Raw genomic sequence first — 23,218 nt, 5'->3', positions numbered from 1 at the left:
TGCGTCATGGGGGCTTTTCTTTTTTGGAGCAGCACATGATCAAAGGTTTGATGATCACCCCGCCCGTAATCGGCCGCATCTCGATCGGCAAAGTGGTGGAAAAGAACGGCAAGCGTCTGCCAGAGAAAGACGATGAGTTCACCATCACTACCCAGGTGCAAATCCGTGGGCAATGGCTTTTGCACCCGCTGGACGAAGTCCTGCGCCAGGCACCAACGGTTGGCGGCATAAAGGAAGGCACGATGCCTTCCAGTGATGAAGGGGGTGACGCCGTAGCGCCTGCCGCACCACAACGGGCAGGCAAACGTTCGCTCCAGGAAAAAATGGGAGTTGAGAGCCCTGGCACTGTCAGCGCGCCGCCGCCCAAACGCAAGCTGCGCAGTATTCCGGTACGGGTCTTGTTCAACGACCCGGATCTGAACCTGCGGGCCAACTACTGCATGTTTGATCGCAACACAGCGCGCCCGCTGTGTGTCGGCGATGGTGAAAGCTGCAAACGCATCACCGCCAAGGGGCTGGAATCCATGGCCTGCCCGGGCCCCGACGCTTGCAGTTTTAGCATGGGCCAGTGCAAGCCCTATGGGCGATTGAACGTCAGCATTGGCGAGAGCGATGAGCTGGGCAGCTATGTGTTTCGCACCACGGGCTTCAACAGCATCCGGACCTTGACCGCCCGACTGCAGTACTTCGCTGCAGTCTCAGGCGGTCACCTGGCCGCCATGCCTCTAGAAATGCGGCTGCGGGGCAAATCCACCACTCAGTCGCACCGTGCGGCCATCTACTACGCCGACCTGGTGGTGCGCACCGGCCTGAGCTTGAACGAGGCCATCGGCCAAGCTAAGGCACTGGCTGCACAGCGCCAGTCTGCAGGATTTGCGCAGAACGCTTTGGATGAGGCTGCACGTCTGGGCTATGCCAACGGCAGCTTTGAAGATACGCCGGAGGAAGCGGCGGACATTGTGGAGGAGTTTTATCCGGAGGATACCGAAGCGCCAACACATCCAGACACGGAGGCTTTGCAGGCGGACAACACACCGTTTCAGGCCGTGTGCACCGGGCTCGGGTCAAGCCCCCTGGTGAAGCAGCGTCATGGTCCGTATAGTCCGTATGCGAACAGACCGTGAGAATCCACCGTACCTGGCGCTTTTGGCGCCAGGTACAAAAGAGGGACTTTTATTTTTTCACTGAGCCACACGGAAATGAAAGCGCTGACCAAGCCGAAGTGATTGGTAGACAGCCCTGAATTGAACTTGGGCAGATACCAGCTTGGCAACAAGCAGTGGATACTGTCCCCGCACTTACAACTCTGGTCACAAACGACCGTGACAGCCAGATATTCAGGCTGGCATTGGTGTCCTTGGGTCACCTGAGCGGGCTCTTGCTGCGGGCAACCCGGATCATAAACAGTGAGTGCCTTCAAGCCCCTGCCCGTGCGACCACAACTAGCCGATTTGATTAGCCGTGCACGCGACCAGTGAAGCTCCCGCCGCTTAATATCGGCACTATGCGCGCTTTCCTGCTCCTGCTGATGCTTACACTGCTGCCGCTGCAGTTTTCTGCTGCCACAGTGGTTGAATGCTACGGTCACGGTGCGCAGCCACAAACCCAACATCATCCGTCTGCCAACGTGTCAGCTGTGACGGGCATGGACGAGCTGGCCGCCGACGGCATGGGTTTTGATCTTGACTGCGGAATCTGCCACGCGAATTGCGTTGCAGCTGTGATGGTGACTGCTGCGCTCACTGTCGACCCCGCTGGTATCAACCGTGTCGAACACTTCGCCGAAGGCTTGTTGCCGCCCTGGCATGAGCGGCCTTACCGTCCCCAGTGGTCTGCCGCGAAAGGTTTGGGGTTGAACGCATTCGTCTAATGCGCTGAAAGGCACTTCTTCCCCAATCCCCTGACTTCAAGTGGCCACCATCTCATATGGTGGCCGACCCTGGATCGTTTTGGGAGGACTCTCACATGACCGCTCGCTGGACCCAGCGAAACCCGCAGTGGACCTGGCTCGCTGCCGTCGCAACTCTCTTGTTTGTTGATCAAGTCAGCAAATCGTTTTTTTCAACCACCCTGGAACTCGGTGAAGCCGTCCAGGTGACCGAGTGGCTCAACTTTGTGCATGTGCTCAACACAGGCGCAGCCTTTTCGTTGTTGGCCGATGCGGGTGGCTGGCAACGCTGGTTCTTCATCGGCGTGTCCATGTTGGTGGTCGGTGTAGTCTGGATGGCGAGCCTTGCCCGGCAGGCCAAACCGATGGATCGGTGGATGGGCGCCTTCGTGGTGGGCGGGGGTAGTGGCAACCTCGTGGACCGCGTCCAAATCGGTGCCGTAGTGGATTTCCTTGACCTTCACTGGCGCAATATTCACTGGCCGGCCTTCAACCTGGCCGATGTGTTCATCGTCTGCGCCGTGTTGGTGTGGTGCTTCTCATCATTGAAAACGCCACCGCGCCCATCATCCCGAAAAACACCCGAGGAGTTGCCTTCATGAAGCACGGCTGGCTCTGGCTCATGGCCGCGTGGGGCATCGCATTGGTTGCCACGCTCGGCGCGCTTTTCATCGGTGAGGTCATGGGCATGACGCCCTGCTTGCTCTGCTGGTACCAGCGCATCTTCATGTTTCCGCTGGCGCTCATCCTGGGCATGGCAGCCTTCGCAGAAGACCGGCGCGGTGCTGTCTATGCGCTGCCGTTGGCGTTGGGTGGCACAGCCATGGCCGGCTACCACTCCGCCCTGGTGGCCGGGTGGGTGCCGAAGTGGTGGGTACCTTGCGGCACCGGACCCGCTTGTAGCGAACAGCGCCTCGAAATCCTCAATGGCATCCAGATTCCCTGGTTGTCTCTCCTGGCTTTCATCGCCATCGTCATCCTGCTTTTTGTTTACTTGAGAAAGCCCCGTTCATGAACGCCAAGAAAATCACCATTGTCGGCCTGGTGGCCATCGTTTCGCTGTTCTTCTACCTGGGCATGAACGCCTACCAGAAGCGCGTGCAGACTGCACAGGAAGTGCAAGTCAAGGCCGAGCAAACCCGCCTGGTCCGCATGCATTCACCAGTTTTCGGCCCACAAAATGCCCCGGTCACCATCGTCGAGTTTTTTGACCCGGCCTGCGAAACCTGCCGGGCTTTCTATCCCATCGTCAAGAATCTCATGGCTCAGTACCCCACTGATGTGAGGCTCGTGATCCGCTATGCGCCGTTCCACCAAGGCTCGGACCAGGTGGTCAAGCTGCTGGAATCGGCCAAGAGCCAGGGCAAGTACCAGACGGTTCTTGAAGCTGTGCTGGCCGCGCAGCCCGCCTGGGCCGACCACGGCCAGCCCAACATCGAGACCGCTTTCAAGGTGGCGGAGCAGGCCGGGCTGGACCTTGCTATAGCGCGACTGGACATCAAGAAACCTGGCATGCAGTCCTTGGTGCAGCAAGACATCGAAGACCTCACCGCACTGCAGGTCACCAAGACGCCCACCTTCTTTGTCAATGGCCGCAGCCTGCCGAGCTTCGGGCCCGACCAATTGGCCGTACTGGTGGCCGAAGAAGTGGCCAAGGTGAAGAAGTGAAGCGCATGACAACGCAGCATGCGAAGGCTTCTTCGGCCGGTTGAAAACGGAGATGTTCTATCCTTGCGACTGGAAAACAGCGAGCATCGAGCAGTTCACCCAGGCCCTGGACTCCTACATCCGCTGGTACAACGAGAAGCGCATCAAGATCACTCTTGGCTATCTCAGCCCCATTGAGTACCGAGAGAGTCTTGGACTTACGGCATAAAACCAGTCCAAGTTTTTATCCGCAGCCCCGGTGCTCAGTTCTACTTCGGCGCAGACACACTAGGGCGTGTCATCAATCAATACCCGAGTAGTTGAAAGTCACAGCCCCAGCGCCACGTAGAGGCCATGAGTAAAAGATACGCCCTCCTTGATGCCCAATGGGAGCGCATCAAAGACCTGTTGCCCGGTCAGGCAGGACAGCCCGGAGCCACGGCAAAAGACAACCGGCTGTTCATCGATGCAGTGCTCTACCGCTACCGCGCAGGCATCCCCTGGCGAGATCTGCCTGCGCGCTTTGGCGATTTTCGCGTCGTGCACACCCGCCACTCGCGCTGGAGCCAAAGCGGCGTATGGCAGCGCGTGTTTGAGACTTTGGCGCAGGACGCGGACAACGAATACGCCATGATTGACGCCACCATCGTGCGCGCCCACCAGCACAGCGCTGGTGCAAAAGGGGGGATCTCGACAAGCAAGCCCTCGGACGAGGCCGGGGCGGGCTGAGCACCAAGATCCACGCCACGGTCGATGCGCTGGGCAACCCGACAGGCTTTCACCTCACGCCAGGGCAGGCGCATGACCTCCAAGGCGCCGATGTGCTGCTCAAGGACACACCAGCGCAGACTGTCATTGCCGACAAGGCCTACGATGCTCAGGCCCGGCTGATCGAGCCTTTATTGAACAAGGGCAAGGCAGTGGTAATTCCCTCGCGGGTAACGAACAGGCAGCCACGCGAATATGACCGTGAGCTCTACAAGGCGCGCCATCTGATCGAGAACTTCTTCGCACGCTTGAAGCAATACCGCGCCATTGCCACACGCTACGACAAGACTGCTCGCAACTTTCTCGGAGCCATCCATCTGGCGGCATCCATGGTGTGGTTGGCATGAGCCCTGGCAGCCCGGCTACACACCCGGGTATTGATTGATGACACGCCCTAGTACGTTGACACGAAAGTAACGAAACATGAATACACTCTCGTCATCACTACTCGATGCTTGGAGGTGTTGCCATGCGCCAGACGCAATTGCACTTGACCGACGAGGATCGCTCGCTCGTGGACGAGATTCGCAGCAAAGGGCTGCATCAGGCGCGGGAGGTCAATCGGGCTCATGTTCTGTCATCGCTGGACCGGGGCGTACCAGAGGCCCAGATCATGGCGGTGCTGGGAATGGGGCGCACGGCTGTGTGGCGAACGCGCGCAGCGTATCTGCAAGGGGGCTTGGAACTGGCGGTCTTCGACGTTGCGCGCCCAGGGCGTCCACGCCAGTACGACACGGACGACGAAGCACGGGTGACGGCCCTTGCTTGCTCGGCGCCGCCTGCAGGCCGGCAGCGCTGGACGATGGTGGAGCTCGAACGGGCCGCACGCCAGGCGCCTGGCATGGCCAACGTGAGTCGAGAAACCGTGCGGCGCATGCTCAAAAAAACGATCTCAAGCCCTGGCGCAAGCTGATGTGGTGCATTGGTTCGTTGACCGAGGAATACCGCAGTCGCATGTATGCCTTGCTTGAGCTGTACGCGCGACCGATGTCGCACATCGAGCCGGTCATCTGCATCGACGAGAAGAGCTTGCAACTCATCGGTCACAGCCGAGCACCGCTGCCAATGGACTCGCGCAGCCCCGAAAAAATGGACTACGAGTACGTGCGCCACGGCACGACCAATCTGTTCGTGGCCGTCGAGCCCAAAGCCGGACAGCGAACCGTCTCGGTCACGGAGCGCCGAGGCAAGGTCGACTTCGTGACCTTCGTTGGCGACTTGCTGACCAAGACGTATGCCAAGGCAAAGCGAGTGCATCTGGTGCTGGACAACCTGAACATTCACTTCAGAAAATGCTTCGATGACGTCCTGGGAAAACGCGCAGCAGCCAAGCTCTTGCGCCGGGTGCAGTTCCACTACACACCCAAGCACGCGAGTTGGCTGAACATGGCGGAGATCGAAATCGGCATCCTCAGCCGTCAGTGCCTGGAGCGGCGCATTGAAAACCGCCACCTTCTGCAATGCGAGGTTGACGCGTGGCAGCAGGCTCGTAACGCCGCTCAGCGAACCATCGAGTGGACGTTCACTCGTCAGGATGCAGATCAGAAGCTCGGCAGACATTACGTTCCGAAACTTGCGTGTTGATGTACTAGTGGGAATGGGCATGCTCCTTGGGTTCTGAGCGGTTGAGCTTGGAGGCTGGATCCAGTGTCCCGCGAAGCAGCCTAAGCCCGTTGCCCACTACCAGTAAGCTCGCGCCCATGTCCGCGAAAACCGCCATCCACATGGTCGCGGTACCGACCACCGCCATGACCAGGAACACACTCTTGATGCCCAGGGCCAAGGTGATGTTCTGCCAGAGCACGGCATGCGTGCGCTTGGACAGCCGCACCGTCTCGGCAACGCGCTGCAGGTTGTCATTCATGATGACCACGTCGGCCGCTTCCATGGCGGTGTCGGTACCAGCGCCGCCCATGGCAAAACCGATATCAGCCTGGGCCAATGCCGGTGCATCGTTAATGCCGTCCCCGGTCATGCCGGTGGCGCCGTAGCGCTTTTGCATCTCCTTGATGGCGTCGAGCTTGGCTTCGGGCAGCAGGTCGCCGCGGGCGTCATCGATCCCCGCCTGCGCCGCGATTGCCTTGGCCGTGGCCGTGTTGTCGCCGGTCAGCATCACCGAGGTCACTCCCAGCGCCTTGAGATCGACGATGGCTTGCTTTGATGTCGCCCGAATGGTGTCTGCAACAGCAAACAAGGCCAGGACGCACGAATCGTCAGCCAGGAGGGTGACCGTGCGGCCTTGCTTTTCATGGATGGCGAGTTCCGCCTCCAGTTCAGGGGTGCACAGTCCCCGTTCATGGATCAGTCGGTGATTGCCCAGCACGAGGCGTACTCCATTGACCACGCCTTCGACACCGCGCCCCGGCAAGGCCTTGAAGTTTTCGGCCTCCGGGCCTGGTACTTCCAGACCCTGGATGATCGCCTTGGACACCGGGTGATCGGATCTGCCAGCCAGGCTGGCGGCCATCTGTTGGGCTGCAGCTTCATCGCCAGCGCCCCAGACGTGCCACTGCACCAGCTTGGGTTTACCTTCGGTGATGGTGCCCGTCTTGTCCAGCGCCACCGCCTTCAGGAGCCGCGCGTCTTCCAAGTAGGTTCCGCCCTTGATCAGGATGCCTCGGCGAGCGCCGGCCGCCAGTCCGCTTACCACCGTCACAGGCGTGGAAATGACCAAGGCACATGGGCAGGCAATCACCAGCAGGACAAGGGCCTTGTAGAGCGCTTCCAGCCAGGTCAGTCCCATCAGGAACGGTGTGAGAACTGCCACCGCCACCGCAATGGCGAAGACCGCAGGCGTGTAGATCGCGGCGAACCGATCGACAAAGCGCTGTGTCGGTGCGCGCGTGCCTTGTGCCTGCTCAACGGCTTGAATGATTCTGGCCAAGGTGGTGTTGCTCGATAGGGCCGTGACCTCGAACTCAAGTTCACCGGTCTCATTGATGGTGCCCGCGAACACCTGATCGCCGGGTGCCTTGTCCACGGGAATGCTCTCGCCAGTCACCGGAGCCTGGTTGATGGCCCCGTTCCCCTTCGTCACCTTGCCGTCCAGCGGCACCCGTTCTCCCGGCTTGATGCGCACGGTCGCACCGATGGCTACAGCGGCGACCGGCGTGGCAGACCATGCGCCATTGGGGCCCAGAACCAGAGCCTCTTCCGGCGCCAGTTCCAGCAACCCCTTGATCGCATTGCGTGCCCGGTCCACGGCCTTGGCCTCAATCAGCTCAGCAATGGCGTACAGGGCCATCACCATGGCAGCCTCGGGCCACTGGCCAATGAGGAAAGCGCCTGTGACGGCCACCGACATCAGGGCATTGATGTTGAGCTTGCCACGTAGCAGCGCTGCGATGCCCTTCTTGTAGGTGTCGATTCCAGCCAGCCAGATGGCCAACGCGGCGATGGCCATGCCTGCCACCTTCCAGGCCATCTGGTCGGGCGCGAAGAAGGAGAGCACCTCCGCGCCCGTGGCGAACACAAGCGCAGCCACCAGGCGAGAAATGCCGCCAGCGAACCCATGTCCATCGTCGTCGCCTTCGACAGGCCCTACTGCCGGCCCCCCCTGGGAGTTCATTGCGCCGGCCACCGGCTGTGGATCGAAGCCCGCCTTGCGGATAGCCTCCAGGGCCAAGGGATACGTGCTTTCTGCCGCATCGATCTTCAACGTGCGAGCACCGAGCTGGAAGCCCAGAGAGCGGATTCCGTCCAAGGGTTCCAGCGCGCGGCGGATTTCCGCCTCCTCGGCGCTGCAGTCCATGGTCGCAATTCTGAACAGCTTGACTTGGCCCGGGCCGCTTGCGGCGGCATTGACCGGAGAGGCGGAACTGGAGCATCCCGCTGAGCAGCAGGTGTCAACGCTTGAAGAGGTGCTGGTTTCTAGTTTCATGGCTTAATTGGAAACCCTGTAGTGACCTTAAAGTCAAGTGACAGCGCGAAATGCGCCCCAGCACCGTCAGGCACTACCCCCATTTGCAAAGGATGTGCCATGAAGATCGGCGAATTGGCCAAGGCCACCGGCACCCAGACAGAGACCATTCGCTACTACGAGCGGGAGTGTCTGCTGCCGGCGGCGATACGTACGGAAAGCAATTACCGAATCTACGATAGCAGCCACATCGAGCGTCTTGCCTTCATCCGGCATTGCCGCTGCCTGGACATGACACTCAATGAAATCCGCGTGCTGTTGCATTTCAAGGACGCACCTGGTGAGAACTGTGGCGCGGTGGATGCGCTTCTTGAGGAGCACATTGATCATGTCGTCTCGCGAATCCGGGAACTCCAGGTGCTGGAATTAGAATTGCGCAGTCTGCAGCAGCAGTGTTCGCCAGGTCACCTGGCCGGGGACTGCGGCATCTTGGGCGGCCTGGCAATAGCGGCGCGCCAACACAATCACATGCCTACAGCCAACCCCAATGAAGCGCATCCACCTGGCGTGCATCGCGAAATCGGAGCCGCTGCCAAACAGCTGCGCATTAACCGTAAGGGCTGACTGCCAAAAGTCATTGGGCTCGGATCTCCAGCCCAACGCTCGTCACCCCGCTCTCCGACCATGCGACTGGTTTGCCCTGATGCATGCGAGCGATCGCGCCAACGATGGCCAGGCCTAGGCCGTGGTTGCTTTGTCCATGACTGCGAGCGGGATCGGCGCGGAAAAATCGATCGAACAAGTGAGGGAGTATTTCGGGATCGATGCTGTCTCCGCAGTTGGAGACACTGATCAGCACGCGGTCCTCATCAACGGTCCTGAAGTTGACTTGGACGATCGAGCCATTTCTCGCGTATCGGGTGGCGTTCCCCAGCAGGTTTGACAAGGCTCGGCGCAACAGGGGCACGTCGAAGGCACCATGTGCGTCGCCGACTACTTTGGCGGTGAGCCCGGCCTCGGCCAGTGCCGCCTCGTGATAGTCCAGCACGTCTACAGCCACCGATGCAAGACTCGATACGGGAACGCGACGCGCGCCTACACCCCGATCAGCTTGCGATAGGAACAGCATATCGTTGACGATGCCGGTCAGGCGATGCAGTTCCTCCAGATTTGAGGCGAGGACCTCCCGCATATCCGCCTGCTCAGGACGCCTTAGAGCCAGTTCATTGTTGGCAATGAGCGTGGCCAGTGGCGTGCATAGCTCGTGCGCCACATCCGCATTGAAACCCGCCATCTGTGAGTAGGCCTTCTCAATGCGTGCAAGGAGGGCGTTGAACTGGTCGATCAGCGGCACGAGTTCAAGAGGTTGCTCGTCGCCATCGAGCCGTTGGTGCAGGCTATCCGCCGACAGTGCTCGCGTTTGGCCGGCCAGCCTTCGCACAGGCGCAAGGCCGAGTTTGACCAGGGAGAAGCCGCCCAGTGAAACCACGATGGCGCCCCCGATGGCAGCCACCAGCAGGGTGAGTGCGAGCCGGTGCAACAACTGGTTGTCGGTTTGAATATCCAGCGACAGCTGGACGTGCAAAGCCGGCGAGGCAGGGCCTGCAACCTGCGCCACCTCGAATTTCCGTTGGCGCCATACCGTCTGTGCATTCTGGTTGCGGGTGTGCGCGTAGAGCACGGTCCCATCGGCCAGTGACACCTCAAGCGATAAATCTCCATGCCCCACCAGGAAGTCATCGAGCTTGTGAGCGAGAGCTTCCGACTCCCGGTGCTCCGTCCCCTCTACCAAGAGATGCCGAATGACGTTCTCCTTTTGCGCCAGCGTTTCCTCTTGCCGATCGCGAAAATTGAACTCGGTTACCAGATACACGGCCAGGCAGACCAGGCCCAGGCCTGCAAAGCTTTGCAACGCCAACCACCACGACAGCCTCTGGCGCAGCGAGCGATGGTGGATCAATGCCTTCATCCGTTACGCTCCTCCATGATGTAGCCCATGCCTCGGATGGTGTGAAGCAGCACAGTGTCAAAGGGTTTGTCTATCTTGCTTCGCAAGCGACGAATAGCGACCTCCACTACGTTGGTTTCGCTGTCGAAGTGCATGTCCCACACCTGCTCAGCAAGCTCGGTGCGAGACAGTACCTCGCCTTTCCTTCGCAGGAACAGCGTCAGAAGCAGGAACTCCTTTGCGGTCAGCTCCAACCGCTGACCGCCGCGGGATGCCTTGCGCCGCACTAGGTCAAGTTCGAGATCGGCAAGGCGCAGTTGCGTGGGCTCTGCCGCATCGCGCGCGCCATAGGTGCGCCTGAGCAGCACCTGGATGCGTGCGTTCAATTCGGAAAATGCGAAGGGCTTGACCAGGTAATCGTCAGCACCTGTCTGCAGTCCCAGCACCCGGTCCTCGACGCTGACCCGCGCTGTCAGCATCAAGACAGGTGTCTGCCTGGATTTGCGAAAAGCGGTGAGGAGGCTGAAGCCGTCGATCCCAGGGAGCATAGCGTCCAGTACCAGTAGGTTGTGCTCACCTTCAAGCGCCAGGTGCAGACCATCTACCCCGTTGTGGGCAACGTCCACCACATAGCCGGCCTCTCCGAGGCCCTTACGCAGGTATTCGGCAAGCTTGACTTCGTCTTCAATGAGCAAGATTTTCATGGTGCCATTCTCGAAGAATGCGGCCCGTTCGTAGATTACGAATTTGTCATCTGGCTGTTGGTGCCTTGTCGCGGTTCGCTTTCTAAAGTTCACCCCGTGTCGCAAGGCATAGCCCTGGTAAGTCGCCAAGGGTTCACCTGAATCCAGAGACAAAACCATGATCGTTCGCAAACCCCTCGCGCTTTCCCTGATCGCCCTTGCCATCGCGGCCCCGGGCCTGACATCTGCATCTTCGCTGTATCACCCCGCCGGTGGCGAAGAGGGATTTACCACCCATCCCAACCATTTTCAAAGCTCTTTGTCCCGTGCCGACGTGCTTGAGTCGGTGGCCGTCGCCCGTGAGGACGGCACGCTGGCGATCCTCTCGCGCGGCGATGCTCTGCCTGTCAAGGCAACGAGCCCCTCCAAGACCCGTGAGCAGGTGCAACAGGAATACCTGAACATGTCTTCCGCTGAAAAACAGCGTATTCAGGAACTGTACGGCACGGGCGGCTGACTCTTGAGCCGATAGCCTCTATCCAGCTTCTACCCGTGCCCCATATCCGGGATTTCATTGCCGCGTGCTAGACTCAAAAAATGTACCGCTTGATAGCTGTTTTTATGCTTGCATTGCTACCGTTCCAGTTCAGCTGGTCTGCGGTTGCTACCTATTGCATGCATGAACGCGTTACGACTCAGACACAACACGTGGGGCATCATGAGCACAAGCATGAGGCCAAAAGCGTGGTCGACCACGCAGATAAGAACGGGCAAAACGCCAACCAGTTGGATGCCGATTGCTCGGTTTGCCATGGCGTCGGCGTCGGCGCCCTCGACTTGTCCTATGCCAAGCAAGGCGTCACTCACGACAGTAGTGTGGGTGCCCAGCCCAACGAGCGGTTGGCTTGTGTAACGCCCACTCCCCCTGACCGCCCTCAGTGGTCCGTCCTCGCCTAATCGGCGGGGCATCTCTCCTTCCTTCAGTCATTCGTGTCCGCCCCCACAGGCGGATGTAGTTGCGCGTGTCGCGGCTGTGATGAGTGACGAGTTGCCAGGCAGCTGCACGGTTGCCACCCCGCCGATTCCTTCGTGTTTTCAAACCACTGGAGAATCGGATGTTCAAGGGTATTTACCTTCAAGAAAAGCCGCACGCATGGCGCGGCCGCAAGAAAATCAGGCTCGCAGCTAGTGCGGCGGCCATATTGCTGGCCGCTTCCAGCAGCGCCTTTTCGCAGGGTGTGTCGCAACGCCCTATCGGCGGCGAGGAAGCACCTCTGACTGCCGCAACAGCACCAACTACGCCACTGTCTTTGGCCAGGGCAATTGAATTGGCTTTGGCGGGAAATCCTGAGGTAGCAGCGGCGACGCGCCAGCTGGAGGCAACCGAGGGGCAAGTTCTGCAAGGGCGCGCACGCCCCAATCCAGAGCTCGCCTACTCGCTGGAAGACGCACGCTCCAAAACGCGCACGCAAAGTTGGCAGCTCAACCTCCCCGTGGAATTGGGGGGCAAGCGTGCCGCGCGCACCAAGGCAGCGGAAAAATCCCGCGAGCAGGCGCAAGCCCAGCTCACGGAGCTGAAGGCAACCGTGCGAGCCAACGTGGCTGCCGCCTATTTCGATGTGCTGACGGCGCAAGAGCGCTTGGTGCTCGCCCGGGACAGCGTCGCGCTGGCTAAGTCTTCCACCGATACCGTCGCCAAGCGGGTGGCCGCCGGCAAGGTGTCTCCCGTCGAAGAGTCCAAGGCCAGGGTTGCGGAGGCCGGTGTTCGTGTTGAGCTCGCCCAGGCTGCGAGTGAAGAACGCAACGCCCTGTCCCGTCTATTTGCGCTATTGGGAAAGATCGACGTGCCTTTCACGGTCCTAGAGGGAAAGGCTGGAAACCTCCCCCCTGTACCGAACCTCGCCGATCTTCAGCCTCTCATTTCTTCTTCGCCAGCCGTTGTCCTGGCGAGAATCGAGGTGGATCGGCGTAAGGCATTGACCGACCTGGAACAAAGCAAGCGGGTGCCTGATGTCACCGTCAGTGTTGGCATGCAGCGCAGCAACGAGACGCAGCGAAACGTTCTTCTTTTCGGTGTCTCTGTGCCTCTCCCCGTCTTCGACCGCAACCAGGGCAACCTCCTCGAAGCACTAAAGCTTGAGGACAAAGCGCGTGACGAGTTGCAGGGGGCCACCGTGCGCCTGCATAGCGAAGTGGCGCAGGCCCGGGAGCGACTTGCGACGATCGCTGCAGAGATCCAATCTCTGCAGCAGGACGTGCTTCCGGGGGCAAAGTCAGCTTATGACGCGGCCACCATTGGCTTTGAGAACGGCAAGTTCAATTTCCTGGAGGTGCTCGATGCGCAGCGCACCTACTTCACCGCCAAGTCCCAGTATCTCAAAGCACTTGGCGAGGCTCATCGCGCAGCGGCCGATGTTGATCGCCTGCTCGGCAGCCCCCACGATTCCCGCTTAACCGCACCGCAGAACTGAGAATGACTATGAACACCAGCAAATCCACCATCAGCAAAAAGCACGTGATCGCTATTGCCGTCGTCCTCGCATTGGGGGGCGGGGTGGGAACCTACATCTTGCAGGGCGGCGGCAAGCCCAAAGCCGCGGCCGTAGAGGGAGATGGCCATGGCCACGGCGGCCACACCGAGGCCAAGGGGCACGGTGATGGTGAGCACCATGGCAAGGGCGGGGAAAATGGCCACGACGATGACAAGGGCCATGCGGACGGCGAGCACCACGAAAAGAGCGAAGCAAAGGGCGCCCATGACGGCACCGTCTTCAAAGAAGGGGATTTCAGCTTGGAGGCACTGCTTTCAGAAGACGGCGGCGAGCCTCGGCTGCGCATCTGGCTGTTCGACAAAGACAAAGCTCTTCCCCTGAATGCGGCAACGGTCACAGCAACGGTGACCCGCCCGACTGACGAAAAGCAGAAGCTGACTTTCGCCCAGGATAAAGATAGCTTGGTCAGCCGCGAAATCGTTGCCGAACCCCATGCTTTCGAGATCGAGATCATTGCGCAGACTGCCACCGAACCCTTCATGTTCGTGATGAGCAAAGAAGAAGGGAAGATTGAACTGACCGACGCCCAAATCAAGGCGGCATCGATCAGCGTGGACACCGCGTCCGCCGCGAACATCAAGACGGCACTGCTGTTGCCCGGCGAGATCCGACTCAATGAAGACCGCACCTCGCACGTGGTCCCCCGTCTTGCAGGAGTCGTGGAAAGTGTCAGCGCCAACCTTGGCCAGGTCGTCAAGAAGGGGCAGGTGCTGGCCGCCATTGCAAGTCCGGCCGCCTCTGAGCAACGCAGCGAACTGCAGACCGCTCAAAAACGATTGACGCTGGCCAAGACCACCTACGAGCGGGAGAAGAAGCTGTGGGAGCAAAAGGTATCGGCTGAACAGGACTACCTGCAGGCCAAGCAGGCATTGAGCGAAGCAGAGGTGGCTATGGCCAACGCCAATCAGAAACTGAGTGCGCTGGGTCTGTCCACCTCGTCAGTGTCCGGCTTGAATCGCATCGAACTGCGTGCCCCCTTTGACGGCATCGTCATCGAAAAGCACCTGAGTCTCGGCGAGGCCGTGAAGGAAGATGCAGCCGTGTTCACCATCTCGGACCTCAACCAAGTATGGGCGGAGATCAACGTCCCGGCAAAGGATCTGCCATCGGTGCGGGTGGGCGAAAAAGTCACCATCAAAGCGACGGCGTTTGACGCATCCGCCACTGGCACCGTCGCATTTGTGGGGGCACTGATCGGCGAGCAAACCCGCACAGCAAAAGCCCGCGTGGTTCTTGAAAATCCCAAGGGCGCCTGGCGTCCCGGCCTGTTCGTGAACGTCGAAGTTGTGTCCGAAGAAACGGCGGCGCCCGTGACGATCTCGGCTGACGCCGTGCAGAACGTTGGAGACAAGCCCGTTGTCTTCCTCAAGGTCAACGATGGCTTCATTACCCAGCCAGTGAAGCTGGGGCGCAGCGACGGCAAGCGGATCGAGGTCCTTCAAGGCCTCAAGGCCGGAATGCCCTACGCCTCATCGGGGAGCTTCGTCGTGAAATCCGAGCTCGGCAAGGGATCTGCCGAACACACGCACTAATCACGGAGCCCATACATGTTTGAAAAACTCATTCGATTTTCAATCGAACAACGATGGTTGGTGCTACTTGCGGCCCTTGCCATGGCTGCGCTCGGCGTTTTCAGCTATCAAAAGCTGCCCATCGACGCTGTCCCCGACATCACAAACGTACAGGTTCAGATCAACACGCAGGCACCGGGTTACTCGCCGCTGGAAACGGAGCAGCGGGTCACGTACCCCATCGAGACGGTCATGGCCGGCCTGCCGAACCTGGAACAAACCAGGTCGCTTTCACGGTATGGACTGTCGCAGGTAACCGTCATTTTCAAGGACGGCACCGACATCTATTTTGCTCGCCAGCTAGTCAACGAGCGTATCCAGGAGGCGCGGGACAAACTGCCCGTAGGCATCACACCGGCCCTGGGGCCAATATCCACCGGGCTGGGGGAAATCTATCTCTGGACAGTAGAAACAAAAGACGGCGCGAAGAAACCTGATGGGAGTCCCTACACCGCTACGGATCTGCGAGAGATCCAGGATTGGATCATCAAGCCGCAATTGCGAAACGTTCCGGGCGTGACGGAAATTAATTCCATTGGTGGCTTCGCCAAGGAGTATCAGATAGCGCCAATTCCCGAGCGCCTGGCTTCACTGGGCGTGACGCTGCAGGATGTGGTCACTGCTCTGGACCGCAATAACGGTAACGTGGGCGCGGGCTACATAGAAAAGCGCGGCGAACAGTACCTCATTCGAGCACCAGGGCAGGTGAAGTCCTTGGAAGACATCGGCAACGTGATCCTCAGCAGTGCCAACGGCGTGCCCGTGCGCATCCGGGACGTGGCTGAAGTGGGGATTGGTCGGGAGCTGCGAACTGGCGCCGCAACGGACAACGGGCGAGAAGTGGTTCTCGGTACCGTGTTCATGCTGATCGGCGAAAACAGCCGGACCGTCTCGCAGGCCGTGAGCAAGAAGATGGTCGAGGTCAACAAGAGCCTTCCTGAGGGAGTGCATGCGGTGACGGTCTACGACCGTACGGTGCTCGTCGACAAGGCCATCAGTACCGTGAAGAAGAACCTGCTGGAAGGTGCGGTTCTCGTGATCGTGATCCTGTTTCTGTTCCTGGGGAACATCCGCGCAGCGATCATCACGGCAATGGTCATTCCCTTGTCGATGCTCTTCACATTCACGGGCATGGTCCAGTACAAGGTAAGTGCCAACCTGATGAGCCTGGGAGCCCTGGACTTCGGCATCATCATTGATGGAGCGGTCGTGATCGTGGAGAACTGCGTGCGGCGTCTTGCCCATGCGCAGGCGCATCACGGTCGACCGCTGACGCGAGCGGAGCGCTTCCATGAAGTGTTCCTGGCATCCCAGGAGTCGCGCCGTCCCTTGCTGTTCGGACAGTTGATCATCATGGTGGTGTATCTGCCCATCTTCGCGCTCACGGGCGTTGAGGGAAAGATGTTTCACCCGATGGCATTCACTGTTGTCGCCGCCTTGGTGGGGGCAATGATCTTGTCGGTGACCTTCATTCCGGCAGCCGTGGCCCTCTTCATCGGCAATCGGGTCAGCGAGAAGGAGAACTTCCTGCTGGGCCATGCCAAGCGCCTCTACGCCCCGCTGCTCGACCGCGTCATGGCCGCCAAGGCGGTTGTACTGACCATTGCAGCAGTTGCCGTGATCTTGTGCGGGTTGATCGCCACGCGCATGGGCAGTGAATTTGTGCCCAACCTCAATGAAGGCGACTTCGCGATCCAGGCGCTGCGCATTCCGGGCACCAGCCTTTCCCAATCGGTTGCGATGCAGCAGCAGATCGAAAAGACCCTGAAAGCGAAGTTCCCCGAGATCGAACGCATCTTCGCCAGAACCGGCACGGCAGAAATTGCCTCGGATCCCATGCCGCCGAATATCTCGGACGGGTACATCATGCTCAAGCCGATGGACGAATGGCCTGAGCCGCGCAAGACCCGGGACGAACTGCTTGCTGCGATTCAGGAGGTTCTTGGGAAAATTCCCGGCAACAACTATGAGTTCTCTCAACCCATTCAGCTGCGCTTCAACGAGCTGATCTCGGGGGTGCGAAGTGACGTGGCGGTAAAAATCTTCGGCGACGACATGGATGTGCTGAACAAGTCCGCTGAAGAAGTGTCTGCAATGCTGCAGAAGATCCAGGGCTCATCCGAGGTGAAGGTCGAGCAAACGACGGGCCTTCCGATGCTGACGGTGAACATCGACCGTCAGAAGGCCGCGCGCTATGGACTGAACGTTGCTGACATCCAGGATACCGTGGCCACAGCCATCGGCGGGCGCGAGGCTGGCACGATGTTCGAGGGAGATCGTCGATTCGACATCCTTGTTCGTCTCCCCGAGGCCTTGCGCAACGACCTGGAAGGCATGAAACGGCTGCCCATACCGCTGCCACGTTCTGTGAGCGGGACGGAAGCCAGGACGAATTTCATCCCACTGGGTGAAGTCGCCACATTCGAACTTGCGCCCGGCCCCAACCAGGTCAGCCGCGAGAACGGCAAACGACGTATCGTGGTGAGCACCAACGTGCGGGGACGCGATGTGGGTTCCTTTGTAGCGGAGGCCGAGCAAGGCCTGGCGCAAATCAAGATCCCTACGGGCTACTGGACAAGCTGGGGCGGAACCTTCGAGAACCTGCAATCGGCCACGAAGCGCCTGCAGATCGTTGTGCCCGTATCCCTGCTGCTGGTCTTCGTGCTGCTGTTCGCGATGTTTGGGAACGCAAAGGATGGTCTGCTGGTCTTTACCGGCATCCCATTCGCTTTGACGGGTGGCATCCTCGCGCTTTGGCTTCGCGACATTCCAATGTCCATTTCGGCTGCGGTTGGCTTCATCGCGCTTTCCGGCGTGGCGGTGCTCAACGGACTGGTGATGATTTCCTATATCCGTACCTTGAGGGAAGAAGGCATGGGGCTGGATGCCGCGATCCGCGAGGGCGCCTTGACCCGCTTGCGGCCGGTACTCATGACGGCACTTGTTGCCTCGCTGGGCTTCATTCCCATGGCCATCGCTACCGGCACCGGGGCCGAAGTCCAGCGTCCTTTGGCGACGGTGGTGATTGGCGGAATTCTCTCTTCCACACTGCTCACGCTGCTCGTGTTGCCAATTCTCTACCGTCTGGCCCACAGGCCCGATGAGAAAGATGAGGACGTTTCGGCCGAGCCCTCGCACCCGCCGGACGTGACCGCTCCCGTGTAGTTGTGAAAGGTCCCGCGATCAGCGGGACCTTTCATCTCCTTAAACCTTGCTCCGAAGGAACATTAATGAAAATCTCTCAACTCATTCTCGCCCTGGCGGTATCGATCTCAAGCACGGCCATCGCGGCTGACAACCATGGTCACGATGCAAAGCCCATGCACGGAGGCGCTGTTGCCGAAGCAAAGGATGTCGAATACGAATTTGTCGCCACAGCGGACAAGTTGCAGCTTTACATGCGCGACCACGGCAAGTCCGTTGCCGTCGCAGGGATGACCGCAAAGGTCACGCTTTTGGCTGGCAGCGATAAGCAGGATGTGCAACTCCAACCTGGTGACGGCAAGCTGGAAGCCTCTGGGAGCTTCAAAGTCCCTGCCGGTACCAAAGCCGTGGTCGCAGTCTCCAAGGCGGGCAAATCCGTCGCTTCCGTCCGCTTCACGCTGAAGTAACACGAAAGGCGCATGGAATCCCCGTTCCGAGATATCGGGTGGCGATTCCACTTCCTGCGCCTAACGTTGCTCGTCCAGTGTTGCGACATCGCAATGGCGGGCACGGTCCACCGTCTCGGCGCTTCACGTGTTCCTGTCAAGGTCTGGCAAGAGAAGCAATCCATGTCATTGCAGGTGGCCCAGGATGGGCTTTTTGCCAAGCTGTTCTGGATATGGATCAGCTTGTTGATCTCCGTGTTCGTATTTTGGAGACTGCGGCATCTGTGGCTGAAACTCCATCCCCCACTGGATGTGCGAACCAAGTACAGCCGGCGCTTGACCAAAAGACTGAGAGATCGCCAGGCGCTGCGCTTGAAGTGCAGAACCCCGAGGAAACCGCGCCCCCGCCATCGACGCTGAAAGCGAAGGGGCTGAACTTGGGCCCGCCGGGCTGATTACAGGGCCCCTCCGATGACTGAATGCTGGGCGTTATTGCACTGCACCCAGTCGCTGCTCCGAGCGGGCTAGGGATGTTTTCCTATACCCGAAGCCTGCGAGAAGGCGCGGTGACGCTTCCAAGAGAAGCACGAGTCTCCCGGGTCGATGGGTCAATGGCCTGAGGCAGCGATGGTGATGGCACTGTATGCCATTGCCAAGCTCATTGAAGCCCGGGCCGTGGACTGTGCTCGCAACGCTATCAAGAGCCTTATAGACCTGACGCCGCAGGATGGCCGAGGTACAGCAAGCCGACGGGCAATGGCGGCGCATGCAGACCGCTGCCGTGGCGGTAGGAACCATCGTGCGCCTGCGGCCTGGCGAGCGCATCTCAGAAATCTGAACAAGTCGATAAGCGCTGCGTCCACCGGAACGGGAAAAGAGAGCGCGATATCAGATGACTTCGCGATCACAAATCCTCGCTCAGTTCGGGGGTGTCCGAATTTTTGTGTAAACGGGTCGGACTTCAATTGACGGAGATGCGGTCTCCGAACTGAATGGTAAAGCGGGTCAGTGCGGCCTTCCAATCCCGGATGGGCATGGTCCACTTCTGGCTGATGTTGCGCAGCGCCAGGTAGAACAGCTTGGTCAGCGCCTCGTCACTGGGGAACGAGCCCCGGTTCTTGCTCAGCTTCCTCAGGCTCATGTTCACCGACTCGATGGCATTGGTGGTGTAGATGACCTTGCGGATTTCCGGCGGGTAGTCAAAGAACGGGGTCAAGCGGCTCCAGTTCCTGCGCCAGGACTGGCCGATGGGCAGGTACTCGGCATCCCATCGGGCCTCGAACTCTGCGAGCATCAGTTCGGCCTCCTCGGCGGTGGCGGCCGTGTAGATGCGGCGCAGGTCGGCCGCCACTTCCTTGCGGCGCTTCCATGAGACGTAGTTCAGGCTGTGGCGCACCATGTGAACGATGCACAGTTGCACCACCGCCTTGGGGAACACCGCCTCGATGGCGTCAGGGAAACCCTTGAGCCCATCGACACAGGCAATGAAGATGTCCTGCACGCCCCGGTTGCGCAGTTCGGTCACGACCTGCAGCCAGAACTTGGCTCCCTCGGTTTGCGCCAGCCACAGACCCAGCACCTCCTTCTCGCCCGTCATGGTGATGCCGATGGCCAGGTACACCGCCTTGACCCGCACCGCGCCCTCGCGCACCTTCACGTGGATGCAGTCCAGATAGACGATGGGGTAAATCGGCTCCAGCGGCCGGGCCTGCCAGGCCTTGACCTCGTCGGCCACGGCATCTGTCACCGAGGAAATCAGGCTGGGTGAGACCTCGGTGCCGTACATCTCTTCGAGGTGGGCCTGTATCTCGCGCACCGTCATGCCACGGGCGTACAGCGAGATGATTTTGTCGTCGAAGCCGGCCCAGCGGGTCTGGTGCTTGGGGATGAGCTGAGGCTCGAAGCTGCCATGGCGGTCGCGTGGCACTTCGATGGGCAATTCGCCGAACTCGCCCTTGAGGGTCTTCTTGCTCTTGCCGTTGCGGGTGTTGCCAGCGGGGTTGGCCACCGCCTCGTTGCGTTCATGGCCCAGGTGCTCAGTCAGCTCAGCGTCCAAAGCTCGCTCGACCAGCAGCTTGGTCAGTTGCTTGAGCAGGCCGTTCTCGCCGATGAGGTCTTCAGGCTTCTTGTAGTTGGCCAGCAGGCCAGACAGCAGTTCTTCGGGTACGTCGTGTTTCTTGGTGTTCATTGTGTTTACGGACAGCCCGGCTTGCGCCGGCGGTGGATTGTCCGTTTACACAAAATTCTGCACACCCTCCTCAGTTCCTCCACATGCTTTCTCGCTCCGCGCGCGCAGCAGGCGTCTCATTCACCAATTCGTCAATGACTTGCTGGCGAGTTTTTCCCGGACCATTGGCTTGTACAGGGGCCGGATAACTATTCGCATTGAAGCGAGAAAGACCGCCTTGTTGACGCATGGCAGCTTCAGCCTCAGCACGGACCTCAGCACGCGTCTTGCTGCTCTTGAAATGGTCGGGGTGCGTGGTGACACCTGCTTCATTGTTTGCCGGATGCCAATAGCCACTGGCTGCGGCCATGCCGGGCATACCCAATGCCGCTGTTGCTGCTGCAGCAGCAATCAAAGAAGACCAAGTGAGACGACGTTGTGACATGGAAACCATCCTTTTTTCAGTTAAGAACACTCTCCTTAAAGCTGCAATGCACCTAGGAGGAGAAGATGGCTCAAGTGTAGAAATTCGTCTCCGACAAAACACCAACGCAGAAATGACAATGCTGTCATGTGCACGTTCAAGTGTCGTGGTCAAGTTTTTTCGGACAGTGCGGCACCGCTGGCTGGGCCAGTTGTGCAGGGCATCGTTCAATCATGCCGCATTCCCTCGCAGGCTCGTGTTGTCGACAACGTCTCGCCGGGCACGCCTTCCAAGGGGTAACCTTGCGCTCCTCAGTAGGTCACGACCATGACCTCGGTCATGTTGGCAAGGCTGCGCATTTCACGCTAGACAGAAGTGGTCCCGGTCGTTTGAACAATTGAGTCCAGTTGCTAAGCGAGATCACCGGGGTTATGCCGCCTGCATTTGTGCAAACGGCAATGCTGCAAAGTACGCTTCATCACAGCTGCGGACTGAGCGAACGCCGTTCGCTGCGCGTCATCGGCATGAGCGCCAGCGCCCTGCGCTACGAACCCGCCTGCGACCACAACTGCGCTTTGAAAGAAAAGATCATCGCTCTGGCGCAGCGTCATCGCCGCTACGGGGCCGGCATGATCTACCTGAAGCTGCGCCAGGCCGGAGAGATCGTGAATCACAAGCGGGTGGATCGTCTGTATGCCCAAGCCGGTCTTCAAGTCAAAAAACGCAGGCGCAAGAAGATCCCGATATCGGAGCGCCATCCCTTGGTACGCCCGATAGCTGCCAACCAGGTGTGGTCCATGGACTTTGTCTTTGACTGCACAGCAGAAGGACGCAGCATCAAAAACCTGACGATAGTGGACGATGCAACCCATGAGGCCGTGGCCATCGTGCCGGAGCGGGCCTTGGGTGGCAACCAACTGGTGCGCATTCTGGAGCGACTGGCCAGCACAAGGGGACTACCCAACGCGATCAGAACCGACAACGGCAAGGAGTTCTGTAGCCGCGCCATGCTGACATGGGCTCATGCCCGAGGTGTTCAGCTGTTTCTGATTGAGCCGGGCAAGCCCAACCAGAACGCCTACATCGAATCATTCAACGGGCGCTTTAGGGATGAGTGCTTGAACGAACATTGGTTCACCAGTCTGGCGCATGCCCGGGTAATCGTGGAAGCCTGGCGCCGGGAATACAACGAAGAGCGGTCCAAGAGATCGCTTGGCGGACTCACGCCTGCTGCCTATGCCCAGAGGCTGATGCAAAACCCGTTAAATTGTTAATTTCCACGCAAAACTGACCCGCGGGTCAGTTCTGCGTGGAAATCAACAGTCCATGGCGTCGATCAGCGGCAGCAGCAGCCGCCATGCCCCTTTGAACGGGCAGCGGTCGGCGCATGGGAGGCACCAGCACCCGCCGCAATGCCCGGCGAGGAATCAGCGGATGCCTCGTAGCCCGCGGCAGCTAAGGCCGCGATCAGCTCAGGCGTCTTCTGGGCCGTCTGGTCGCCGGTGACACTCGCTGCGCCGCGAGCGAGATCGACATGCACGTCTTGCACACCAGCTACGCGCTTGAGCGCCTTGCTGACCGAGTTCGCGCAGGAGGCGCAGGTCATGCCGGCAACCTTGAGTTCGATGGTTTCCATGATGATGCTCCGGTGGTTTCAGTGGTGGTGCCCGGACTGGCCGACGGATTTCGGGCGGCTCCGGTCGTCTGATTGGCGCGCAGGCGAACCCTCTTCATCGCCCCTTGGCGGCTGATCTTGATGGTCATGACCGCCATGTGCGCCGTGACTGCCATGGCCGAAGATGTGCATCAACGGACAGGCGAGGATGAAGAGGAAGGGAAGCAGTTGCAGAAGATGGGCGTTGTGGCGGTAGAACATCCAGGCAACGGCGGCGGCGAGGCCGAGCCACAGCAGCCACTGGTTGATGCGAGACCAGTTCGGGCCGTTTCGACCGTTCTGCTTCGGGTCGTATGGCAGGGTCATGACGGTGCTCCTTGGTGAGGATGGGATCTGATGGTTCGTGGAATCTCCCGTGGTCGTGCACGGGTTGCCGTCTTGAGGCCGGGCGCTCGACTGGGGGATGTACGGCGACCAGGCCAACAGCTAAACAGCGTTGCGCTCAG

The 23,218-nt window shown here is 59.7% G+C and carries 23 protein-coding genes and 3 pseudogenes; 19 read left to right on the top strand and 7 right to left on the bottom strand.

Annotated features, from left to right (window positions below; genetic code table 11):
• Positions 1–35 precede the first annotated feature (35 nt).
• The 9 genes and pseudogenes from KAQ61_RS18725 to KAQ61_RS05455 all read left to right on the top strand — a co-directional run bounded on the left by KAQ61_RS18725 (position 36) and on the right by KAQ61_RS05455 (position 5,887).
• On the top strand, positions 36–1,124 hold the full coding sequence (locus tag KAQ61_RS18725; RefSeq protein WP_244982986.1) for a recombination directionality factor: 1,089 nt from the start codon (positions 36–38) through the stop codon (positions 1,122–1,124).
• Positions 1,125–1,504: 380 nt separating this feature from the next.
• Complete coding sequence (locus KAQ61_RS05490; RefSeq protein ID WP_210930720.1) at positions 1,505–1,870, top strand: hypothetical protein; 366 nt, start codon at positions 1,505–1,507, stop codon at positions 1,868–1,870.
• 95 nt (positions 1,871–1,965) lie between these two features.
• Positions 1,966–2,490, top strand: coding sequence for a signal peptidase II (gene lspA, locus KAQ61_RS05485; protein WP_210930719.1), 525 nt, complete (start codon positions 1,966–1,968; stop codon positions 2,488–2,490).
• Entirely contained in the window at positions 2,487–2,903 is a 417-nt protein-coding gene (locus tag KAQ61_RS05480) for a disulfide bond formation protein B (protein WP_210930718.1), read from the top strand. Before lspA ends, KAQ61_RS05480 begins: the two co-directional genes overlap by 4 nt.
• Positions 2,900–3,556, top strand: coding sequence for a DsbA family protein (locus tag KAQ61_RS05475; protein WP_210930717.1), 657 nt, complete (start codon positions 2,900–2,902; stop codon positions 3,554–3,556). Before KAQ61_RS05480 ends, KAQ61_RS05475 begins: the two co-directional genes overlap by 4 nt.
• A gap of 7 nt (positions 3,557–3,563) precedes the next feature.
• A pseudogene (locus KAQ61_RS05470) lies at positions 3,564–3,764 on the top strand (IS3 family transposase); the annotation flags it as partial.
• 125 nt (positions 3,765–3,889) lie between these two features.
• A protein-coding gene (locus KAQ61_RS05465; RefSeq protein WP_390887628.1) for an IS5 family transposase occupies positions 3,890–4,650 on the top strand; the annotation gives its coding sequence in 2 pieces (ribosomal slippage) (positions 3,890–4,232 and positions 4,232–4,650; 762 coding nt in all).
• A gap of 122 nt (positions 4,651–4,772) precedes the next feature.
• Complete coding sequence (locus tag KAQ61_RS05460; RefSeq protein WP_210930715.1) at positions 4,773–5,216, top strand: helix-turn-helix domain-containing protein; 444 nt, start codon at positions 4,773–4,775, stop codon at positions 5,214–5,216.
• Positions 5,217–5,233: 17 nt separating this feature from the next.
• Complete coding sequence (locus KAQ61_RS05455) at positions 5,234–5,887, top strand: IS630 family transposase (RefSeq protein ID WP_244982984.1); 654 nt, start codon at positions 5,234–5,236, stop codon at positions 5,885–5,887.
• Between the two features lie 4 nt (positions 5,888–5,891).
• Here the strand turns inward: KAQ61_RS05455 and KAQ61_RS05450 are convergent, their stop codons facing one another.
• Positions 5,892–8,183, bottom strand: a complete 2,292-nt coding sequence (locus KAQ61_RS05450) for a heavy metal translocating P-type ATPase (protein ID WP_276514443.1) — start codon at positions 8,181–8,183, stop codon at positions 5,892–5,894.
• 99 nt (positions 8,184–8,282) lie between these two features.
• Between KAQ61_RS05450 and cadR the strand changes: the two genes are divergently transcribed.
• Positions 8,283–8,786, top strand: a complete 504-nt coding sequence (gene cadR, locus KAQ61_RS05445; protein ID WP_042413482.1) for a Cd(II)/Pb(II)-responsive transcriptional regulator — start codon at positions 8,283–8,285, stop codon at positions 8,784–8,786.
• A 10-nt stretch (positions 8,787–8,796) separates the two neighbouring features.
• Here the strand turns inward: cadR and KAQ61_RS05440 are convergent, their stop codons facing one another.
• Positions 8,797–10,131 carry a heavy metal sensor histidine kinase gene (locus KAQ61_RS05440; RefSeq protein WP_043387442.1) on the bottom strand — a complete coding sequence of 445 codons (1,335 nt, stop codon included), beginning with the start codon at positions 10,129–10,131 and terminating at the stop codon, positions 8,797–8,799.
• Complete coding sequence (locus KAQ61_RS05435) at positions 10,128–10,814, bottom strand: heavy metal response regulator transcription factor (protein WP_043387455.1); 687 nt, start codon at positions 10,812–10,814, stop codon at positions 10,128–10,130. Before KAQ61_RS05435 ends, KAQ61_RS05440 begins: the two co-directional genes overlap by 4 nt.
• Positions 10,815–10,971: 157 nt before the next feature.
• Between KAQ61_RS05435 and KAQ61_RS05430 the strand changes: the two genes are divergently transcribed.
• The 8 genes and pseudogenes from KAQ61_RS05430 to KAQ61_RS18715 all read left to right on the top strand — a co-directional run.
• Positions 10,972–11,310 (top strand): hypothetical protein, encoded by a 339-nt coding sequence (locus tag KAQ61_RS05430; protein ID WP_043387445.1) that lies wholly within the window; start codon positions 10,972–10,974, stop codon positions 11,308–11,310.
• 80 nt (positions 11,311–11,390) lie between these two features.
• Complete coding sequence (gene czcI / locus KAQ61_RS19015; RefSeq protein ID WP_043387447.1) at positions 11,391–11,750, top strand: cation efflux protein, CzcI family; 360 nt, start codon at positions 11,391–11,393, stop codon at positions 11,748–11,750.
• Between the two features lie 158 nt (positions 11,751–11,908).
• Positions 11,909–13,264, top strand: coding sequence for a TolC family protein (locus tag KAQ61_RS05425; RefSeq protein WP_210929258.1), 1,356 nt, complete (start codon positions 11,909–11,911; stop codon positions 13,262–13,264).
• Between the two features lie 2 nt (positions 13,265–13,266).
• A complete protein-coding gene (locus tag KAQ61_RS05420) occupies positions 13,267–14,877 on the top strand; it encodes an efflux RND transporter periplasmic adaptor subunit (protein ID WP_043387449.1) in 1,611 nt (536 codons plus the stop codon).
• 15 nt (positions 14,878–14,892) lie between these two features.
• On the top strand, positions 14,893–18,081 hold the full coding sequence (locus KAQ61_RS05415; RefSeq protein ID WP_043387450.1) for a CusA/CzcA family heavy metal efflux RND transporter: 3,189 nt from the start codon (positions 14,893–14,895) through the stop codon (positions 18,079–18,081).
• A gap of 65 nt (positions 18,082–18,146) precedes the next feature.
• The gene (locus tag KAQ61_RS05410; protein WP_043387453.1) at positions 18,147–18,527 is read left to right on the top strand and encodes a hypothetical protein; all 381 of its coding nucleotides are present in this window, start codon (positions 18,147–18,149) and stop codon (positions 18,525–18,527) included.
• A gap of 12 nt (positions 18,528–18,539) precedes the next feature.
• Positions 18,540–18,926: a hypothetical protein gene (locus KAQ61_RS18720; protein ID WP_231499269.1), complete on the top strand. Its 387-nt coding sequence runs from the start codon at positions 18,540–18,542 to the stop codon at positions 18,924–18,926.
• A gap of 183 nt (positions 18,927–19,109) precedes the next feature.
• A pseudogene (locus tag KAQ61_RS18715) lies at positions 19,110–19,332 on the top strand (heavy metal translocating P-type ATPase); the annotation flags it as partial.
• A gap of 135 nt (positions 19,333–19,467) precedes the next feature.
• On the opposite strand, the gene KAQ61_RS05400 reads toward KAQ61_RS18715, so the two are convergent.
• Positions 19,468–20,694, bottom strand: a complete 1,227-nt coding sequence (locus tag KAQ61_RS05400; RefSeq protein ID WP_210929736.1) for an IS256 family transposase — start codon at positions 20,692–20,694, stop codon at positions 19,468–19,470.
• A gap of 70 nt (positions 20,695–20,764) precedes the next feature.
• A complete protein-coding gene (locus tag KAQ61_RS05395) occupies positions 20,765–21,118 on the bottom strand; it encodes a DUF4148 domain-containing protein (protein WP_081770869.1) in 354 nt (117 codons plus the stop codon).
• Positions 21,119–21,585: 467 nt separating this feature from the next.
• On the opposite strand from KAQ61_RS05395, the pseudogene KAQ61_RS05390 reads away from it, so the two are divergent.
• Positions 21,586–22,371, top strand: a pseudogene (locus KAQ61_RS05390) (IS3 family transposase); the annotation flags it as partial.
• Between the two features lie 62 nt (positions 22,372–22,433).
• On the opposite strand, the gene KAQ61_RS05385 reads toward KAQ61_RS05390, so the two are convergent.
• Positions 22,434–22,733, bottom strand: coding sequence for a heavy-metal-associated domain-containing protein (locus tag KAQ61_RS05385; protein WP_210930713.1), 300 nt, complete (start codon positions 22,731–22,733; stop codon positions 22,434–22,436).
• A gap of 18 nt (positions 22,734–22,751) precedes the next feature.
• Positions 22,752–23,078: a DUF2933 domain-containing protein gene (locus KAQ61_RS05380; protein ID WP_210930712.1), complete on the bottom strand. Its 327-nt coding sequence runs from the start codon at positions 23,076–23,078 to the stop codon at positions 22,752–22,754.
• Between the last annotated feature and the right edge of the window lie 140 nt (positions 23,079–23,218).

Source organism: Comamonas aquatica (assembly GCF_018064205.1).
Classification (GTDB): domain Bacteria; phylum Pseudomonadota; class Gammaproteobacteria; order Burkholderiales; family Burkholderiaceae_C; genus Comamonas; species Comamonas aquatica.
Note: the sequence above shows the minus strand (reverse complement) of the source record. Positions and strands in the feature narration are given on the sequence as shown.

Bases quoted from the DNA above. Each gene is read 5' to 3' on its own strand.
- czcI (WP_043387447.1), top strand. From the start codon at position 11,391: ATGTACCGCTTGATAGCTGTTTTTATGCTTGCATTGCTACCGTTCCAG.
- KAQ61_RS05475 (WP_210930717.1), top strand. From the start codon at position 2,900: ATGAACGCCAAGAAAATCACCATTGTCGGCCTGGTGGCCATCGTTTCG.
- KAQ61_RS05415 (WP_043387450.1), top strand. From the start codon at position 14,893: ATGTTTGAAAAACTCATTCGATTTTCAATCGAACAACGATGGTTGGTG.
- KAQ61_RS05430 (WP_043387445.1), top strand. From the start codon at position 10,972: ATGATCGTTCGCAAACCCCTCGCGCTTTCCCTGATCGCCCTTGCCATC.
- KAQ61_RS05395 (WP_081770869.1), bottom strand. From the start codon at position 21,118: ATGTCACAACGTCGTCTCACTTGGTCTTCTTTGATTGCTGCTGCAGCA.
- KAQ61_RS05385 (WP_210930713.1), bottom strand. From the start codon at position 22,733: ATGGAAACCATCGAACTCAAGGTTGCCGGCATGACCTGCGCCTCCTGC.
- KAQ61_RS18720 (WP_231499269.1), top strand. From the start codon at position 18,540: ATGGAATCCCCGTTCCGAGATATCGGGTGGCGATTCCACTTCCTGCGC.
- lspA (WP_210930719.1), top strand. From the start codon at position 1,966: ATGACCGCTCGCTGGACCCAGCGAAACCCGCAGTGGACCTGGCTCGCT.
- KAQ61_RS05410 (WP_043387453.1), top strand. From the start codon at position 18,147: ATGAAAATCTCTCAACTCATTCTCGCCCTGGCGGTATCGATCTCAAGC.
- KAQ61_RS05450 (WP_276514443.1), bottom strand. From the start codon at position 8,183: ATGAAACTAGAAACCAGCACCTCTTCAAGCGTTGACACCTGCTGCTCA.
- KAQ61_RS05440 (WP_043387442.1), bottom strand. From the start codon at position 10,131: ATGAAGGCATTGATCCACCATCGCTCGCTGCGCCAGAGGCTGTCGTGG.
- KAQ61_RS05420 (WP_043387449.1), top strand. From the start codon at position 13,267: ATGACTATGAACACCAGCAAATCCACCATCAGCAAAAAGCACGTGATC.
- KAQ61_RS18725 (WP_244982986.1), top strand. From the start codon at position 36: ATGATCAAAGGTTTGATGATCACCCCGCCCGTAATCGGCCGCATCTCG.
- KAQ61_RS05435 (WP_043387455.1), bottom strand. From the start codon at position 10,814: ATGAAAATCTTGCTCATTGAAGACGAAGTCAAGCTTGCCGAATACCTG.
- KAQ61_RS05490 (WP_210930720.1), top strand. From the start codon at position 1,505: ATGCGCGCTTTCCTGCTCCTGCTGATGCTTACACTGCTGCCGCTGCAG.
- KAQ61_RS05460 (WP_210930715.1), top strand. From the start codon at position 4,773: ATGCGCCAGACGCAATTGCACTTGACCGACGAGGATCGCTCGCTCGTG.
- KAQ61_RS05400 (WP_210929736.1), bottom strand. From the start codon at position 20,694: ATGAACACCAAGAAACACGACGTACCCGAAGAACTGCTGTCTGGCCTG.
- KAQ61_RS05380 (WP_210930712.1), bottom strand. From the start codon at position 23,078: ATGACCCTGCCATACGACCCGAAGCAGAACGGTCGAAACGGCCCGAAC.
- KAQ61_RS05480 (WP_210930718.1), top strand. From the start codon at position 2,487: ATGAAGCACGGCTGGCTCTGGCTCATGGCCGCGTGGGGCATCGCATTG.
- KAQ61_RS05425 (WP_210929258.1), top strand. From the start codon at position 11,909: ATGTTCAAGGGTATTTACCTTCAAGAAAAGCCGCACGCATGGCGCGGC.
- cadR (WP_042413482.1), top strand. From the start codon at position 8,283: ATGAAGATCGGCGAATTGGCCAAGGCCACCGGCACCCAGACAGAGACC.